Annotated in this window: 8 protein-coding genes; 5 read left to right on the top strand and 3 right to left on the bottom strand. The window is 60.9% G+C overall.

Annotation, left to right across the window (positions count from 1 at the left end; all coding sequences use genetic code 11):
* The first annotated feature begins 112 nt into the window (after window positions 1-112).
* Window positions 113-670 carry a YceI family protein gene (locus tag NQ842_RS06545; RefSeq protein ID WP_192544551.1) on the top strand — a complete coding sequence of 186 codons (558 nt, stop codon included), beginning with the start codon at window positions 113-115 and terminating at the stop codon, window positions 668-670.
* On the opposite strand, the gene NQ842_RS06540 is transcribed toward NQ842_RS06545, so the two are convergent.
* The 3 genes from NQ842_RS06540 to NQ842_RS06530 are packed head-to-tail and all read right to left on the bottom strand — an operon-like array spanning window position 665 to window position 2,515.
* Window positions 665-1,453, bottom strand: coding sequence for an anti-sigma factor (locus NQ842_RS06540; protein WP_014832972.1), 789 nt, complete (start codon window positions 1,451-1,453; stop codon window positions 665-667). The genes NQ842_RS06545 and NQ842_RS06540 overlap by 6 nt on opposite strands.
* Window positions 1,450-1,980, bottom strand: a complete 531-nt coding sequence (locus NQ842_RS06535) for an RNA polymerase sigma factor (protein WP_014832973.1) — start codon at window positions 1,978-1,980, stop codon at window positions 1,450-1,452. The genes NQ842_RS06540 and NQ842_RS06535 overlap by 4 nt, the downstream gene beginning before the upstream one ends.
* Before the next feature lie 7 nt (window positions 1,981-1,987).
* A complete protein-coding gene (locus tag NQ842_RS06530; protein WP_014832974.1) occupies window positions 1,988-2,515 on the bottom strand; it encodes a tetratricopeptide repeat protein in 528 nt (175 codons plus the stop codon).
* Between the two features lie 763 nt (window positions 2,516-3,278).
* Between NQ842_RS06530 and NQ842_RS06525 the strand changes: the two genes are divergently transcribed.
* The 4 genes from NQ842_RS06525 (at window position 3,279) to NQ842_RS06510 (ending at window position 18,775) form a co-directional block, all read left to right on the top strand.
* Complete coding sequence (locus NQ842_RS06525) at window positions 3,279-13,919, top strand: BapA/Bap/LapF family large adhesin (RefSeq protein ID WP_257256641.1); 10,641 nt, start codon at window positions 3,279-3,281, stop codon at window positions 13,917-13,919.
* Window positions 13,920-14,002: 83 nt separating this feature from the next.
* Window positions 14,003-15,406 (top strand): TolC family outer membrane protein, encoded by a 1,404-nt coding sequence (locus tag NQ842_RS06520; RefSeq protein ID WP_257256640.1) that lies wholly within the window; start codon window positions 14,003-14,005, stop codon window positions 15,404-15,406.
* On the top strand, window positions 15,403-17,595 hold the full coding sequence (locus NQ842_RS06515) for a type I secretion system permease/ATPase (RefSeq protein WP_257256639.1): 2,193 nt from the start codon (window positions 15,403-15,405) through the stop codon (window positions 17,593-17,595). The genes NQ842_RS06520 and NQ842_RS06515 overlap by 4 nt, the downstream gene beginning before the upstream one ends.
* Window positions 17,596-17,605: 10 nt before the next feature.
* Entirely contained in the window at window positions 17,606-18,775 is a 1,170-nt protein-coding gene (locus NQ842_RS06510) for an HlyD family efflux transporter periplasmic adaptor subunit (protein WP_257256913.1), read from the top strand.
* The last annotated feature ends 94 nt before the right edge of the window (window positions 18,776-18,869 follow it).

Below are 18,869 nucleotides of genomic sequence, written 5' to 3'. Positions count from 1 at the left end.
AGCCACGGCGTTGAAATCTCGGTGAATATCGTGAAAACAACCTGACGCATAACGCCGAATAGATCTTCAGGGTGGCGCGTTTACTCCCTGCCACCCTAAAAGAGATCCTGAAATGCTACGACGCCTGGCAATACTGCTTGTTTTAGTCTGCCCGTGGGCTTTGGCCGCCCCACAGCGCTATACCATCGACACCGACAACACCGCCATCCGGCTATCGTGGCATGCTTTCGGTGGCATCCTCTCGTGGGCCAGATTCAGCGGCGTCACGGGTGACGTTACCCTTAACCCGGATAATGACCTTGACGATCGTATTCACGTCACCGTCCCGGTAGCGACCCTTGTGGCCTCAAACAGCCTGCTCACCTGGCAGTTGAAAAGCGATATGTTCTTTGAAGCTGAGCGCTATCCCACCATCGATTTTACCAGCTCTCGCGTGGTCGCTCAGGGATCGGGACGGTACAGGGTATTTGGCACGCTGACCGTCAGAGCCCTTTCCCGGCCAGTGATTCTGGAGGCCGTCGTCAAGGATGCGCACGCGCACCTCCTCACGCTGGATGCCACAACGACTATCTCCCGTGCCGCCTACGGCATGGATAAATTTGCGCTGGTCGTTGATGATCGCATTGCCATCGCCATTGCGATCCAGGCCAGCGCGGTTCCGTCGTTATGACAGCTGGCGTTGCAGTTGCTCAGCGTTTATTTGCAACTGCGACGGCGGATTGCGGCCAATCAGGACAAACTGATACCCCGCGTGATGCCACCACGCCAGGTTCATATCGTGCCGTTGCTCCTGTTGAAGCGCGGCCGTCGTCGCCTGTCCTGTCGGGGAGATGCAAAGCGCCATCGGGCCGAAGTCGGCATGGATCCAGGCGATTTGTGCAATCGAGGTGGTTTCATAGCGCAGCATACGCACCATCTTAAGCTCAGCCCCGCGCAGGATAAGCTGTGATGCCTGCAGCTGCAGGCCAATATCCTGTGCTGCCCGCTGCAGCCCGCGTTGAAGCACAGGCAGAGCGCTGTCCATATCCAGCAGCGTCTCGGCACTGTAAAGGGACATGTATTGTGCTTCGAGGTCGCGAATATGGGCATTCTCATCCACAGCGCCGGTGGCCGGGCTCAGCCAGCGCCCGACTCCTGCGCCCACCAGCAGAAAACTGAGCGACGCCGCAATCAGAGCTCGTCTGCTCACCCCCGCTGACGTGACGGATGGCGGTTCGGGAAGGGCATCCAGCCGGGCCTGCATCTTCGCCAGCGGAGCGTCGTCCAGCATGGCGGTAAACGCCCGGGCATAGTCCTGGTTGCTTTTCATCAGCTCAGCAGTGCGCGCTGAGAGCCGGGCATCGCTTTTGAGCCGGGCGGCAAATTGCTGTGCGTCGGCAGGAGACATCTCGCCATCTATCCATGCCACGATAGCCTCGTCATTATAGGGCGGTGTAAAACGGTGCGCGTTCAAGAGCGTTTCTCCTTCGCCGGGGGCGGTGCGTCATTCGACTTTGCCAGCGTCGCCCGCGCCGTTGCCAGACGGCTCATCACGGTACCAACCGGCACCGCCAGGGTGTCCGCTGCTTCCTGATAGGTAAAGCCTTCGACATAAACCAAAAAAACGGTGTTGCGCTGGGCTTCGGGGAGCGCATTGACGCGCTGCATCACCTTCAGGTAGTGCAGACGCGTCTCATCCTGTTCACGGGTGTCCGGAGCGATAAGTTCATCACTGGCGACAAATCCCTGCCCCTGACGGACGTGCCGCGCCCGCAACTCGGAGATCCAGATGGAGTGCAGGATCGCGAACAGCCACCTGTCGATACGCGTGCCAGGGGTGTACTGACGGCTCTTTTCCAGCGCACGTACGCAGGTGGACTGAACCAGCTCTTCAGCGATATCCCGGTTTCGCGACAACACCAGCCCATAGCGCCAGAGGCGCGACAGATGCGCGGCTAACTGCTGGCGAACCTCACTGGTAGCGATATGTTTTCCCTCCACGAGAACGTCAGGATCCCGGTTGCCCGTTAATGGCGGCCTGCAGATCGCGGTACTCCTCGCAGGTCTGGCCGCAAATACCGGCAATCACCTTCAACTGCTCTTTTGCCAGATCGGGCCGTCCTTTCACCATCCACGCCTCGCCGAGATACTCCCGGGCTTGCGCATAATCGGGGGCGATAGCGAGCGCACGCTGGTAATAACCAATCCCTTCGTCCGTGCGGCCAAGTTTACGGGTGGCATACCCGCGATAATTCCATGCTTCCGCGGTATTGCCGTTTTTCAGCGAATCAAGAAGATTCAGCGCCGCCTGGTACTCGCCTTTTTTAGCGAGATGATACGCATAGTCAGTTTTGTCCTTATCGCTGAGGCTGCTGCTCTTGTCGGGCACGCATTTCTGGGTTGCGCTGTCATACACCTGTCCGGAAGGACAGTCGGGTGTTTTGCTCTCGGTACTATTATCGCCCATGGCCAACGCCAGCGGCGCGTACAGTGAAAAAAGTAGCACCGGGATCAGACGAAGAGAGGGGGTGTTCATACAACGCTCCTGGGTATGAGAGATTACGTGAGTAAACGCGTGGGCGGCGCTTTTTATTCACTCTCCCGCTGATTTTTTTTACAGCAACAAAATCATGCCTGTGGCGTATTTCTTAGCAATATAAATGTGGTTATTTTACAACCCTCCCGTCCTGGAATTATTTTTCTCATTAGCAGAAAATGACGCATATAAAAGAATATTTTTAAACCCTGTAAAAATATAATATATCTTACATCAAAAACGTTACCCTATCTTAAACCGCAATTAAGCCGCCATAAACAACACCCGTTGAAATAAGATAACAAAATTCACCTACCAATTTTTTATCAGCATTATTGACGCTTAAAAATCACGTTCTTCAAAATCAAAACAATCCATTTAAAACAAATAGTTATACACCAAAAACTCTATTCATCATCTATAAACCAATACCTACATCACATTCTCCATCCGTATTTACAGAAGCTTAATTTGCATATCCAGACTTTTCTGACTATATCATTTTCATACCGTCCCGGATTAATTCCTCTATTAATTACAAGGTTATATAAAAGACAAAATCACATTGTTGATAATTTTTCTTAAATAAATAGATCCGCTCTGATGTTGCCACTCTCTATTCTGGCGGGCATCGTTCGCGCTGAAAAAAATACGGTTAGTACTGTTTAAATAACAGTCACTCCGCCGGGGGCGCGCTTTACCCTTCACAGAGATGGCTCGTCTTGCTCGCCGTTAACGACAACTCTGCTGGAGTCATCACTAAATGAGCCAAATCTCTGTTATATCGAAACTTACGGGCGTTGAAACCACATCAGAAGGCACCCAGGTTACGCTGAGCCACACCTCTATCGTTGAGCTTAAGGTTGAGCGAGCCAATGTCGCCGATTTCGCCCGCAGCGGTAACGATCTGGTGATCACGCTCCACTCCGGCGAGGTGATTACCATTAAAAATTTCTACGTCACCGATGCTCAGGGGGCGAGCCAACTGGTCCTGCAGGACAGCGAAGGGGCGCTATGGTGGATTCAGGATCCCGCCGGGGCCGCCACCTATGAATCCATCGCCTCCACGGACGTCCTGCTTGCCGCATCCGGCAGTGATGCCGGTGGCGCCGCCATTTGGCCGTGGGTACTGGGTGGCATTGTCGCCGCTGGTGGCATCGCGGCGGCGGCAAGCACCGGAGGCGGCGGCGGTGGGGATGACGATGATGACAACGGCAGCAACCCCGGCACGCCGACAAACCCTTCCGATCCGGATACCACTCCGCCGAATGCGCCGTCCGGCCTTCAGTTCTCGCCGGATGGTAAAACCGTCTCCGGTACCGCCGAGCCTGGCAGTACCATCACGCTGAAAGACGCCGACGGCAACGTCATCGGCACCGGCAAAACCGGCAGCGACGGTAAATTCACCATCGACCTGGGCACGCCGCTGACCAACGGCGAACAAATCACCGCCACCGCAACGGATCCCTCGGGGAATACCAGTCCGGGCACAACCGTGACCGCACCGGACATCACCGTCCCGGATGCTCCAGATATTCTGCTGGTGAATGACGATGTCGGCAGTAAGGCTGGCCCGCTGGAAAACGGCGAGCGTACCGATGATCCCCGCCCGACCTTCAGCGGCATCGGCGAGCCAGGCAGCACCATCACCTTTTACGATAACGGCAAGCCGATTGGCACCACCCAGGTAGATGCCAAAGGTAGCTGGAGCTTTACCCCCACCACCGATCTTGCCAACGGCAGCCACACCATTACCACAACCGCGACCGACGCGGCAGGCAATACCAGCCCGGCATCCGCAGCCGTCAGTTTTGTTGTCGATACGGTTGCGCCCGGAGCCCCAACCATCACCAGCGCAACGGACGATATTGACCCCGGTAAAGGGACGGTAAACAGCGGGGGCAGCACTAACGATCCGCGTCCTCAGCTCTCGGGTACCGCAGAAGCCGGCTCCACCGTAACCATTTACGATGGCTCTGTCGCTATTGGCACTGCGGTGGTGTCCAGTAACGGCACATGGTCCTTCACCCCACCGGTCAATCTTGGTGAAAGCACCCACCAGTTTACCGTTCGGGCAACCGATGCCGCCGGCAACACCGGGCCAGCCTCTCCGGTCTTCACCCTCACCGTGGATCTCACCCCTCCGGCAGCGCCAACGGCGATTGTACTGAGCGATGAGACCGGGGCCATTAAAGGGGCGATTACCGCTGGCCAGTTCACCGACTCCTCTGAACCACTTCTGGCGGGACGAGGAGAGCCTGGCGGCACAATCCTGGTCTATGACAACGGCGTGCTGATAGGGAAAACCACCGTACTGCCCAACGGCACCTGGAGCCTCCGGCCAGACAACCCGCTCGCGGAAGGCCCGCACTCGATCACCATTAAACAAACCGATGCGGCGGGTAACCAGAGCGCAGAATCGCAGCCGGTGAACTTTACCGTGGATACCACGCCACCGGCGCTGCCCGTTATTGCCATTAACCCGGTGGGAACCCAGGTTACCGGCACCGCCGAGCCAGGCAGCAAAATCGTCATCACCAACAGCAACGGCGACGTGATTGGCCGCGCCACCACTGACGGCAACGGTAACTTTGTTGCGACCCTTTCGCCTGCCCAAACAAACGGCGAGCAGCTTTCGGTGGTAGCCACTGACGCGGCGGGCAACCAGAGTCCAGCGGCGACCCTCACCGCACCGGACACGACACCGGATATCCTCTCTGTGGTGGATGATGAACCCGGCGTCACAGGCCCCATCAGCCAGAATGGGATCACCAATGACCGCACCCCTACCCTGAACGGCACGGCGGAGCCCGGCTCGACCATCACCATCCATAGCGGCGGCGACGTCCTCGGCACGGTTGTTGTTCCATCATCCGGCCAGTGGACCTTTACGCCATCCACCCCGCTGGCCGAAGGTGCCCATGTACTGACGGCGACATCAAGCAACGGTAACGTATCAAATGCCTGGACCATTACCATTGATGGAACGGCGCCTGATGCGCCCGCCATCACCCAGCTTGTGGATAATGTGCCTGGGCGCACCGGCCCGCTGGATGTCAACGAAACCACTAATGACGCAACGCCGACGCTCAACGGTACCGGCGAACCCGGCTCAACGATCACCATCCGTCTGGATGGCGTCGATATCGGCACGGCGGTAGTCGGTAACAGCGGCGCATGGACCTTTACGCCCACCACACCGGTTGGCGACGGCACGCATACCCTGACCGCGATCGCCACCGACGTCGCCGGTAACACCAGCCCGATATCCGGTGGATTTACCTTTACCGTTGATACCACCCCACCGCCGGTCGCGACGCTGGCAACCGTCACCGACGATGCCGGAGACGTTAAAGGCCCGCTCAACAGCGGCGATACCACGGATGACACCCAGCCGTTACTTCAGGGCAGCGCCCCGGATGGCACGGTCATCACCGTGTATGACGGCACCACGCTGCTCGGCACCGCAACGCTCGACGGCAGCGGCGGCTGGAGCTTTACCCCTACCACGCCGCTCACCGACGGCCCGCATTCGCTGACGATCCATGCCACAGATGCCGCCGGGAATACCTCGATTTCGGATCCGTTCGAGCTGGTGATTGATACCGTCGCACCGGCCACACCAGACACGCCAGCCATCACCGTTAACCCGGATGGCTCAGCACCTACGTCGCTGAACCCGGGGGAAACCACCCGTGATACCACGCCGACGCTGAGCGGTACCGGTAACCCGGGCGATACGGTGACGATTTACAACGGCACCGACAAAATCGGTGACGCCGTGGTGGACGGCGACGGCAACTGGAGCTGGACACCCTCCACCGACCTGCCCAACGGCACCTACGACATTACCCTGACCGTCACCAACAAGGACGGCGCGGGCAACGAAAGCGCCCCGTCCCAGCCGGTGACCATCACCATCGACACCGACGCACCGGCTGCGCCAGCGGTCCCGGTGATTACCGACAGCGTCAGCCAGATAACCGGCCCGGTGGCCGATGGCGAAACCATCAACGATCCGCGTCCGGTACTGAGTGGCACCGGCACGCCGAATGACGTGATTACCATTTACGACAGCGTTGATGGCGGCACGCCAACCGCCGTGGGTACGGTCACGGTAGACGGCAACGGTAACTGGAGCTGGCGTCCTGAAAGCGCCATTGACGAGGGCAGCCACGAATTTACCGCTACCGCCACCGACGAGGCGGGTAACGTCTCTGACCCTTCTACGGGGATCACCATCACTGTCGATACCCTCGCACCGGATACCCCGGTGATTAGCGCCGTCGCCGGTGAGCCGAATGGCGGTTTTACTACCGATACCACGCCAACCGTCGGCGGAACCGGTGTGACGGGTGAAACGGTGATCGTCTACAACAACGGCGTCGAGCTTGGACGCGTGGTAGTGGTTAACGGCGAATGGTCTTTGACCCTGCCCACGCAGACGGATGGCCCGCTGAACATCACCGTTGCGGCAGTTGACGCAGCGGGTAACGTCAGCGCACTCAGCCCGGTCTATACCGTCACCGTCGATACCACTGATCCTGAGATCCCGCTGATTAACAGCGTTACAGACAGCCAGCTCACCAACGGGACGCTCTACACCCGCGACGGTACGCCAACCCTCAACGGCACCGGCGAGCCGGGCACCACCGTGATTGTCAGCGTGGACGGTACGCCATCCACAGTCCAGGTCACCGTCCAGCCGGACGGTACCTGGAGCTGGACCGCCGACACCACGCTGGGGGAAGGCCCACACAGCTTTACCGTCTCGTCGGTCGACCCGGCGGGTAACGCTTCAGGAAGCTCTGCACCGCTTGCCGTTACGGTGGATACCGTGCTTCCGGCGGCGCCGGACAATATCAACGTGGCCGCACAGGGGACGCCGCTGACCGGTACCGGCGAAGAGGGCGCCACCATTATCGTCAAAGACGCCAGCGGTAACGTGATCGGTACCGGGGTAGTCTCAGGCGGCAACTTCTCCGTGGCGCTCAGCCCGGCCCAGCAGGACGGCGCGGCGCTGACCATCACCGCCACGGATGCCGCAGGTAATCTCAGTCCTGAAGCCTCCTATACCGTCACTGGTACGCTGCCGAATCTCCCGGACGTGCCCGTCATTACGGTCATCAACGACGATACGGCCCCGGTCACGGGCGATGTGAAAGACAAAACCACCAACGACACGACGCCGACCCTTGTTGGGACGGCAGAGCCAGGCAGCATAATTACCGTCTACCAGGACGGTGTGCAGGTTCTGCTGCCAACCGTAACCGCCGATGCAAACGGCAACTGGACCTATACGCCAGCTCTGCCGCTGGGTGAAGGACCGCACACCTTTGAGGTCACCGCCACGCTGAATGGCGAAACCAGCGGACGTTCACCGGCGGCGACCGTCACCGTTGATCTCACCGCGCCCGACGCGCCTGTTATTGGCGCGGTTATCGATGATGTCAGCCCTGGCATCGGCCCACTGACAAACGGGCAGACCACCAATGACAACCGCCCAACCCTTACCGGTAGCGGCACGGCGGGCGATACCATCTCCATTTACAGCAACGGCACCCTGCTGGGCACCACCGTGGTCGGCCAGACGGGTAACTGGAGCTTCACGCCGTCCGCGCTGGCGGAGGGCAATAACGTCCTCACCATCCGTGAGACCGATCCGGCGGGCAACCAGAGTGCACCATCGGCAGGCTTCACCATCGTGGTTGACACCAGCTCCACCACCCCGGTGATTGTTAACGTCACCGATGATGTCGGCAACACCGCCACAACCGTGGTCAGCGGCAATACCACCAACGATGCAACGCCAACCCTCTCCGGTACGGCGGAAGCGAACAGCGTGGTGACCATCTTTGATGGCAATACGCAGATTGGCATCGTCACGGCGGACGGTACCGGCGCGTGGAGCTTTACGCCTGAGACCGCCCTCGTCGAAGGGCCACACAGCTTCACCGTCAAGGCCACCGATCCGCAGGGTAACATCAGCCTGTCGTCAAACGCCTGGAGCGTGGTGGTTGACCTCACGGCGCCAGCGGTCCCCGTGCTGGAAACCGTCAGCGACAACGTGGCGGGCGGGATTGTCGGTAACCTCACCACCGGCCAGGTCACCAATGACACGACGCCAACGCTCAGCGGGACAGGCGCCGTCGGCAGTACCATCCACATTCTGAACAATGGCGTGGAGATCGGTACCGCACCGGTAGACAGCAACGGCAACTGGAGCTTTACCCCTAATCCGGCGCTGGGAGATGGCAGCTATAACATTCGCATCAACGCCAGCGATGCCGCCGGTAACGTCTCAGCCAACTCGCCGGTCTTCGTCTTCACGGTTGATACCGCCGGTCCTTCCGCGCCGGTAGTCACCAGCGTGATTGACGATGTCGGTCCGGTCACCGGGACGCTCACCAGCGGCAGCAGCACCAACGACACGAAACCCACCTTCAACGGCACGGGCGAAGTCGGTGCCACGGTGCACATCATTGTCGATGGCAGCGAGATTGGCACCGCGGTCGTCAATGCTCAGGGGAACTGGACCTTCACCCCGGGCACGGCGCTCACCGAAGGACCACATGCCATTACCTTCAACGCCACCGATGCAGCAGGCAATACCGGCAGCACGTCGGCACCGATTAACCTGACGGTGGATACCTCCGCCCCGACAGCGCCGTCCATTTTGACCGCGAGCGATAACGTGGGCAGCGTTCAGACACCGCTCTCCTCCGGGCAGAGCACGGACGACACCACCCCAACCCTTAACGGCACAGCCGCGGCCAACGCGACCATCACGGTCTATCAGGACGGCCAGCAGGTCGGTACCGCCCAGGCTGACGGCAGCGGCGCGTGGAGCTTTACCCCGTCCACCGCGCTGGCGAATGGTAGCCACACCTGGACCGTCACGGCCACCGATGCGGCGGGCAACGTCAGCCCCGCATCGCCTGACTTTACGCTGGTGGTGGATACCACTGCGCCTAACGCGCCGGTTATCAGCCAGGCGGTTGATGACGTGGGCACGATCACCGGCCCGGTCAGCTCCGGACAAAGCACCGACGACACCATTCCGCGTCTCGTTGGTACCAGCGAGCCGTTTGCCACGGTGAATATTTATGAAGGAACGACGCTGGTGGGCACCGGTACCGCGGATGCCAGCGGAAACTGGAGCATTCTGCTGACCACCACGCTGGCAACCGGTCCACATAGCTTCACGGCTCAGGCGACGGATGCGGCAGGTAACACCAGCGCGCCGTCAGCAACCTTCAACCTGACCATCGACACCACGCCGCCTGCGCAGCCGGTGCTGAGCAGCATTGTGGATGATGTCGGCAATGCCGCTACGCCTGTCGCCAATGGCGGATTGACCAACGACGCGCAGCCAACCCTCACCGGGACGGCGGAAGCGGGCGCGACGGTGAAAATCTTCGATAATGGCGTGCAGATTGGCAGCGTTGTCGCCACCGGCGGTAACTGGAGCTTTACTCCGTCACCGGCGCTCAGCGATGGTCAGCACAGCCTGACGTTCACCGCCACCGATGCGGCGGGCAACGCCAGCGCACCTACCACCGGGTATGTGATCAACGTGGATGCCACCGCGCCAGCCGCGCCGGTCATCAGCGCGATTGTAGACGACGTGGGCAGCGTTACCGGGCCGGTGACGGGCAATAACCCGACCAACGACACCCGACCAGCGTTGAGCGGTACCGCCGAAGCCAATGCGACGGTGCGTATCTACGACGGTACCACGCTGGTGGGCACGGTCACCGCCGATGCCAACGGCAACTGGACGCTGGCGCAGACCACCACCACGTTGACGGAAGGTTCGCACAGCTTCACCGCCACCGCCACCGATGCCGCGGGCAATACCAGCGCGCCATCAACCGTGACCACAATCCTGGTTGACCTGACGGCACCGGGTGCACCGACCAGCCTGAAGGTGATCGCTAACGGAACCCAGGTCACCGGTACCGCGGAAGCGGGCAGCACCGTCACCATCACCAGCGGTACCGGCACGGTGCTCGGTACCGCGACGGCAGACGGTAACGGCAACTTTAGCGCTACCCTCACCCCGGCGCAGACCAACGGTGAAGCGCTGCTGGTCTACGCGACCGATAAGGCCGGTAACGCTGGCGTCAGCGCCTCGGTGGTTGCGCCATCAACCAACATTCCGAACGCTCCGGTTATCGCCAACATTGACGATAACGTCGGTAGCGTTACCGGAGGGCTGACCAACGGTAAAACCACCGATGACACCACGCCAACCCTGAGCGGCACCGCACAGCCGAACGCCACCGTCACGCTGTATAACAACGGCGTGTCGATGGGTACGGTTGTGGCCGATGCCAGCGGTAACTGGAGTTTTACGACCCCGGCATTAAGCGAGGGCTCACACGCCTTTACCGCCACGGCAACCAACTCAGCCGGCACCAGCCCGATCTCGCTTCCGACAACCGTTATCGTCGACGTGACGGCGCCAACCGCGCCTGCCGGGACCTTTAACGCTGACGGCAGCGTATTGACCGGTACGGCCGAAGCGGGCAGCACCGTCACCATCCGCCTCGCGGACGGGTCAACGGTGACCACCACCGCAGACAGCAATGGCGCCTACAGCTACACCTTCCTCAACAAGCAGACCGAAGGCCAGACCCTGCAGATCACGGCTACCGATGCGGCGGGTAACACCTCGCAGCCGGGCTCGGTCCTTGCGCCGGTGGTGCCGCTCTCTGCCAGCAATAACGTTGAAGAGCTGGAGCTCAGCACCACCGCCACCGTCACCAACAGCCAGTACAGCGACTACGGCTTCCTGCTGGTGGGTGCCGTGGGCAACGTGCTGACCCTGCTGGGCAACGATACTGCCCAGGTTGAGTTCAACGTGGGCAGCGGCGGCAGTGCGGATATTGTGGTGAATGCCAACGCCACGGGGGCCGTGCTTTCGCTGCTCAACACCCTGGAGCTGGTGGTGCAGCGTTTCGACAGCGTCAACGGCACCTGGACCACCGTCGTGGATACCGGACAACCGCAGTTCGCCGACCTGCTGACCCTTGGGGCCACCGGCGTGTCGCTGAACCTGACCGGGCTGGCTGATGGCCAGTATCGCGTGCTGAGCTACAACACCAACCTGCTGGCAACCGGCTCGTACACCAGCCTGGATGTGGCGGTGAAAGAGACCAGCGCCGGGACCGTCACGGGCGACACCAGCCTGGACGGTAACGTGATCCTGGATACCGATCCTACCGCAGGCAGCGATAATGCCCCGGCAGGTACGACCGTCTCCGCCGTGACCAACGCGCTGGGGGTCACCACCAGCGTCAACGCCGACGGCACGGTGATTCAGGGGCAGTACGGTACGCTAACCATCAACCGCGACGGCAGCTACACCTACAACCTCACCGACACCAGTGCAGCCGTCATTGGCCGCACGGAGAGCTTCACCTACACCATCACCCATAACGGTGTCAGCGCGTCGGCGAACCTCGTGCTGTCGCTCGGTGCGGGCAGCGTGGCGAATGGCATTGTCGCCGTAGACGACGCGGCTTCCCTGACCTTCGACACCACCGTCCAGGCCATCGACAACGGCACCTCGTCGCAAAGCGGCTTTACCCTGGTGGGGATCAATCTCGGCAACACGCTGGGGCTGAACCTGCTGGACGATATGACCAACCCGATCATCTACACCGTGGAGGAAGGGACGACCCGCACCATGACGATTCAGGCCTCCGTGGGGGGCGTAGCCCTGGCCTCGGTGTTCGACCTGTACGTCTATAAGTTCAACAATGCGACCCAGACCTTCGAGCAGATGCGCGTTGAGCCGGGCTGGCTGCGTGCGCCGCTGCTGGGCGGCACCTCCTCCCAGCTGACGCTGAACCTGCCTGGCGGGGAGTACTTGTTCCTGCTCAATACGGCGGCAGGGATCACCGCGCTGACGGCCTACACCCTGAGCGTGCTGGAGGATCATGTCTACAGCGTCTCCAGTATCGGAGAGAGCACCACGGGGGATGTGCTGGCGAACGATCCGGTGCCGGATGGCACGGTGGTGACGGCAGTGAACGGTGTGGCGGTTAACAGCAGTGGAACAACCGACATTCAGGGAGAATACGGCACGCTGACCATTGATTCGTCCGGTCAGTACACCTACACCCTGCGAAACGGCGTGGGTGCGGACCATATCAGCACGCCGGACACCTTCGTCTATACCATTACGGCACCAAACGGCGCGAAAGATACGGGCTCGCTCAACATTACCCCAACCGCGCGGGCAATGGATGCGGTGAACGATGTCAGCACCGAGATGAGTGTCACGTCGGTACACCATACCTCGGCCTACGCTGACACCACCGTCGGCAGCGCCAGCTGGACCACCTCGTTGTTAGGTACCACCACGGGCAGCGGAAGCGGGACCTTTGTGGTGGATCCGAACACCGCCCTGCATAGCGCGTCGCTGCACTTTGACGTCGCGTCGCTGCTGGCGCTGGGCGGACTGACGGTGAACTGGACGATCAGTGATGCCAACGGTGTTATCCGCACCGGCTCCTTCAGCGGTGGCTCTCTGCTGGGCGGCAGTATTGACGTTCCCCTGACCGGGCTGGATCTGAATGCCGGGACCTATACGCTGAGCTATACCGGCAGCGTACCGGGGCTGAGCGTGGGCAACATCACCATCACCCCGAGCGTGAACGGTACCACCTACTCGCTGACCCAGTTCGACTCCACCAGCGGCCACACCGTTGACGGCAATATCTTCGACGGCACGGATTCCGCCGGGGCGATGGATCAGCTGCAGTCGGTCGATACCCGCGTCACCATTACCGGCTACGACGGCACCACCACCACGCTGGATCCTTACACCGGCAGCACGCTGGTCAACGTCACGGGTCATTACGGCACGCTGGCGATTGGCGCAGACGGCCACTACACCTACACCCTCAACAGCGGGGTGTCGCTCTCAACCATCACGTCGAAGGAGGTCTTCAACTACACCCTCACCGATGCCAACGGCAATACGGACAACGCCACGCTGACCATCAATATGGCGCCGCAGTTCGTCAGTTCTGAGCATAACGATGTCATTACCGGCACCGCGTACGGCGATACGCTGATTTATCAGGTGCTGAACAGCACCGCAGGCAACGCCACCGCGGGTAACGTCAGCAGTACCGCCGGCGATCACTGGACCAACTTCTCGCTGGCCCAGGGAGACAAAATTGACATCGGCGATCTGCTGGTGGGCTGGAACGGCAGTGCGTCAACGCTTGGTAATTACCTGCATGTGACGAACAGCAATGGCAGTACCGTGATCTCCATCGACCGTGACGGTACAGGAAGCACCTATACCAATACCACGCTCGTGACGCTGGATAACGTCCAGACCACCTACGACGAGTTAGTTAACCAGCAACACATCGTGACCTGATAGCACCTGCAGTACCTGACCCGGGCGCACTGCGCCCGGGCATAAACAATAAAGCTGTACTTATTTTTTATTAGGGACATGACATGGGAAAGATGATGCCTTACTGGTGGCTCTCGTGCTGCCTGATATCTGTGCCCGCACTCTCCGCTAATCCGGCGGCGATGATCAATACCGGACAACTTCGCGAAACGCAGGAACTCCCCGCCCTGAATGGCCGCGTGGCGCCTGTGGTGGGCAATGCCGCCCCCGGCACGCTGCAGCTTGGCGACGCCGTCAACCGCGCCGTCACCTGGCACCCGGCCATCAGTGAAGCGGTGGGAAAGCTCTACCAGCAGAGCGAAGAGGTGGACGTCGCCAAATCGAAATACTACCCGCAAATTAACGCCGGAATGGACAACGGCTATACCCATGACGGCGATGATAACGGCTTCACGCCATCGCTGGTGCTCTCCCTCTCCCAGATGCTGTACGACTTTGGCAAGGTGGCAAGCCAGGTGCGTGCCGAAAACGCCGGGGTTGCCCAGCAGCAGGCCAACGTGCTGGTGAGCATCGACACCATCGCCCACGATACCGCCATCGCCATGGTGGAAGTGCAAACCTGGCAGCAGATGGTCGATACCGCCAAAGAGCAGCTCGACGCCCTCTCCTCGATTGGCAAGCTGACCCGACTGCGTAACGACGAAGGGGCCACCTCGCTCTCTGACGTGGTGCAGACCGATGCCCGTATCGAAGGCGCCCGCGCCCAGCTGATGCAGTACCAGGCCAGCCTCGACAGCGCCCGCGCCACGCTGATGAGTTTTCTCGGCTGGAACTCCCTCAACGAGGTGGGGAACGATTTTCCGCAAAAGCTGGCCCGCAGCTGTGACATCGCCGAGCCGGACGATCGTCTGGTGCCTGCGGTGTTAGCGGCCTGGGCGCAGGCAAACGTCGCCCAGGCCAACCTCGACTACGCCAACGCCCAGATGACCCCGACCGTCTCACTGGAGCCGGAAGTGCGTCACTACCTCAACGACCGCTATGCGGGTAACGAAACGCGGGATCGCACGCAATACTCCGCGTGGGTGAAAGTGCAGATGCCGCTCTATCAGGGCGGCGGCCTCACCGCCCGGCGCAACGCCGCCGGGCACGCGGTGGAAGCGGCGCAATCCACCATTCAGCGCACCCGCCTTGAGGTTCGCCAGAAGCTGCTGGAGGCACGCAGCCAGGTGATGAGCCTGCTCAGCACCCTGCAGATCCAGGGTCGCCAGGAGGCGCTCAGCGCCCGCACCCGCGAACTGTACCAGCAGCAGTATCTTGATTTGGGCTCACGCCCGCTGCTCGATGTGCTCAACGCCGAGCAGGAGGTCTACCAGGCGCGTTTTACCCAGCAACAGACCCTTGGCCAGCTGCATCAGCTGCAGCTCAACTGCCTCTACAACACCGGGCAGTTGAGCCATGCGTTCGATCTTGATAACCGCACCATCCAGACCGTGGAGATCCAGCCATGAAAGAGCGTGATATGCCGCAAGCTGAACCCATGACGGATGACGCCCTGGCCCAGTGGGCGCAGGCCTTTGGCTTTATCGCCACGCGCTACCGCGTCGCCTGCTCTCCCGGCGCGCTGCTGGCGGGTGCGCCGTGGCTGAAAGGTAAACCGATGGTGCCCGCCCTCACCCAGCTCGCCCGCGAGGCGGGGCTGTCGTTTCAGCTGCTTACCGCCAGCCAGCAGTCGATCAACAGCTGGCGTCTGCCGGTGGTGGTGGCGCTAAACGACGGCAGGGTCGGGGTAATCGAACATTTCGACGGCGACGATACGCTGGAGGTCAGCTTCTTTGACGACCAGGCCTACACCAACCGTTTGTCGATGACGGCGATGCTGCCCGCCATCCGCCACGTCATCGCCCTGCGTCCGCTGGCGGCGCTGAAGGACAGTCGGGTGGACGCCTATATCTCAAAATACCGCCCGGACTGGCTCTACCGGCTGGTGATGCGCGACCTGCGCCCCTACAGCTGGGTGATGCTCGCCGCGCTGTTTATCAACGTGCTGTCGCTCTCCGGGATTGTCTTTTCCATGCAGGTGTACGACCGGGTCATCCCCGCCCAGTCCTACCCGACGCTGTACGTGCTGACCATCGGGGTGCTGATCGCCACCCTGTTTGGCTTCGTGCTGCGCGTGGCGCGCGGGCACATTATGGATCTGCTGGGCAAGCGCTCGGATCTGCGCGTCTCGGATCGCGTGTTCGGCCACGCCCTGCGGCTGCGCAACAGCGCCATCCCGCGCTCTACCGGGAGCTTTATCTCCCAGCTGCGCGAGCTGGAGCAGATCCGCGAGATGGTCACCTCCTCCACCATCTCGACGATTGTCGATCTGCCCTTCTTCTTACTGTTTGTGGTGGTGCTGGCGATTATCGCCCCGCAGCTGGCGTGGATCGCCCCGGTGGCGGCGGTGATCATGGTTCTGCCCGGTCTGCTGCTGCAGAAGAAGCTGGCGGAGCTGGCGAAACAATCCGCCCATGAATCGACCCTGCGCAACGCGGTGCTGGTGGAGAGCGTGCAGGGGCTGGAAGACATCAAGCTGATGCAGGCGGAAAACCGCTTTTTGCAGCAGTGGAACAGCTATATCCAGATCACCGCGGAATCTGGCCTGCGCACCCGCGAGCTGACACAGAACCTGATCAGCTGGGGGATGACCATCCAGAGCCTGGTTTACGCCGCCGTGATCGTGGTCGGCGCGCCGATGGTGATCGACGGCACGCTGACCACCGGTTCGGTGGTCGCCGCCTCGATGCTGGCCTCGCGCATGATCGCCCCCATGGCGACGCTGTGCGGCGTGCTGGCCCGCTGGCAGCAGGTGAAAGCGGCAAAAGAGGGGCTGGACAGCATTATGCAATTGCCGACCGAGAACCAGCGCGAGGAGACGCCGATCCGCCAGGATGTGCTGCGCGGTCACTACCTGTTCGAGCAGGCGCAGTTTCGCTATCACCCGGAGGATCCGCGCATGGCGCTGCGCATCAACCGTCTGGAGATCAAGCCCGGTGAGAAAGTGGCGATCCTCGGGCGTAACGGCGCGGGCAAATCAACCCTGCTGCAGGCGATGGCGGGCGGGATGGATCTGGCCGGCGGCGAACTGCGGCTCGACAACCTCAGCCTGCCGCACCTCGATGTCGCCGACGTCCGGCGCAACGTCGGCTTTATGACCCAGAACGCGCGGCTGTTTTACGGCACCCTGCGGGAAAACATCACCCTCGGCATGCCGCGCGCCACCGACGACGAGATTTTCGCCGCGCTGGAGTTAACCGGCGCGGCGAGCTTTGTGCAGAAGCTGCCGAAGGGGCTGGACTATCCGATCATGGAGAACGGCGTGGGGCTCTCCGGCGGCCAGCGGCAGTCGATTTTGCTGGCGCGCATGCTGCTGCGCGACCCGAATATCGTGCTGATGGACGAACCCACCGCCTCGCTGGATGAGCATACCGAACGGGAATTTATCCAGCGTCTGAGCGCCTGGCTCGGCCACCGTACGCTGATCGTCGCCACCCATCGCGTGCCGGTGCTGGAACTGGTCGAGCGGGTAGTGGTGCTCAAGGAGGGCATGCTGGTGATGGATGCCCCGAAAGCGCAGGCGCTGAACAACAGCCGCATGCAACAACAGCAGGCAGCCGCCGCAAGGGAGTGGAAAAATGAAAATCAGTCAGCGTGATGCCGCGGCAATGGACGATCTGGATAATGCGCTCGGTTCTGAAAGCGGCTACACCGGCGCGCGACGAATCGTGATCCTCTCTCTGCTGCTGTTTATCGTCCTCGGGATCTGGGCCTGGTTTGGCATGCTGGATGAGGTCTCAACCGGTACCGGCAAAGTGATCCCCAGCTCGCGCGAGCAGGTTTTACAGTCGCTGGACGGGGGGATCCTCACCGAGCTGAACGTCCACGAGGGCGATCAGGTGCAGGCTGGACAAGTGCTGGCGCGCCTTGATCCCACGCGTTCAGAATCAAACGTCGGCGAAAGTGCGGCACGCTACCGTGCCTCGCTGGCCTCCAGCGCGCGCCTGTATGCCGAGGTGAACGATCTGCCGTTGAAGTTCCCCCCTTCGCTGAAGGAATGGCCGGAGCTGATTGCCGACGAAACGCGGCTCTACAACTCCCGCCGCGCGCAGCTTGAGGATACCCAGCGGGAGCTGCGCGCCGCGCTCGATCTCGCCAATAAGGAGCTGGCGATCACCCAGCGGCTGGTTAAAACCGGGGCCGCCAGCCACGTAGAGGTGCTGCGCCTGCAGCGGCAGAAAAGTGACCTGGAGCTGAAGCTCACCGACTTGCGTTCGCAGTATTACGTTCAGGCGCGCGAGGCGCTCTCGAAAGCCAACGCGGAGGTGGATATGGTCTCGGCGATCCTGAAAGGCCGTCAGGATTCCGTCACGCGCCTGACGGTGAAATCGCCGGTGCGCGGGATCGTGAAAAACATCAAGGTCACCACCATCGGCGGCGTGATCCCGCCCAACGGCGAGCTGATGGAGATCGTGCCGGTGGACGATCACCTGCTGATCGAAACCCGCCTCTCGCCGCGCGATATCGCCTTTATCCATCCGAACCAGGAGGCGCTGGTCAAAATCACCGCCTACGACTACGCCATTTACGGCGGGCTGCACGGGGTGGTGGAGACGATTTCCCCGGACACCATCCAGGACGAAGCCAAGCCGGAAGTGTTCTATTACCGGGTGTTTATCCGCACCAGCCAGGATTACCTGGTGAATAAAGCAGGCAGGCACTTCTCAATTGTGCCGGGGATGATTGCGACGGTGGATATCAAGACCGGGGAGAAAACGGTGCTGGATTATATGATTAAGCCGTTTAACCGGGCGAAGGAAGCGCTGAGGGAGCGTTGATGAAACGCCTTACATCATTTCCTGAAGCCGCCTCACAGGATTGGATTTTTCCTGGATAACCTTCTTCTTTTTATGGTTAACCGGGCGTATGTTC

This window comes from Enterobacter cloacae complex sp. R_G8 (assembly GCF_024599795.1).
Classification (GTDB): Bacteria; Pseudomonadota; Gammaproteobacteria; order Enterobacterales; family Enterobacteriaceae; genus Enterobacter; species Enterobacter dissolvens.
The sequence above is the reverse complement of the archived record's forward strand: the minus strand, read 5'-3'. Positions and strand labels throughout refer to the sequence as shown.

Bases quoted from the DNA above. Each gene is read 5' to 3' on its own strand.
- NQ842_RS06515 (WP_257256639.1), top strand. From the start codon at position 15,403: ATGAAAGAGCGTGATATGCCGCAAGCTGAACCCATGACGGATGACGCC.
- NQ842_RS06545 (WP_192544551.1), top strand. From the start codon at position 113: ATGCTACGACGCCTGGCAATACTGCTTGTTTTAGTCTGCCCGTGGGCT.
- NQ842_RS06530 (WP_014832974.1), bottom strand. From the start codon at position 2,515: ATGAACACCCCCTCTCTTCGTCTGATCCCGGTGCTACTTTTTTCACTG.
- NQ842_RS06520 (WP_257256640.1), top strand. From the start codon at position 14,003: ATGGGAAAGATGATGCCTTACTGGTGGCTCTCGTGCTGCCTGATATCT.
- NQ842_RS06510 (WP_257256913.1), top strand. From the start codon at position 17,606: ATGGACGATCTGGATAATGCGCTCGGTTCTGAAAGCGGCTACACCGGC.
- NQ842_RS06525 (WP_257256641.1), top strand. From the start codon at position 3,279: ATGAGCCAAATCTCTGTTATATCGAAACTTACGGGCGTTGAAACCACA.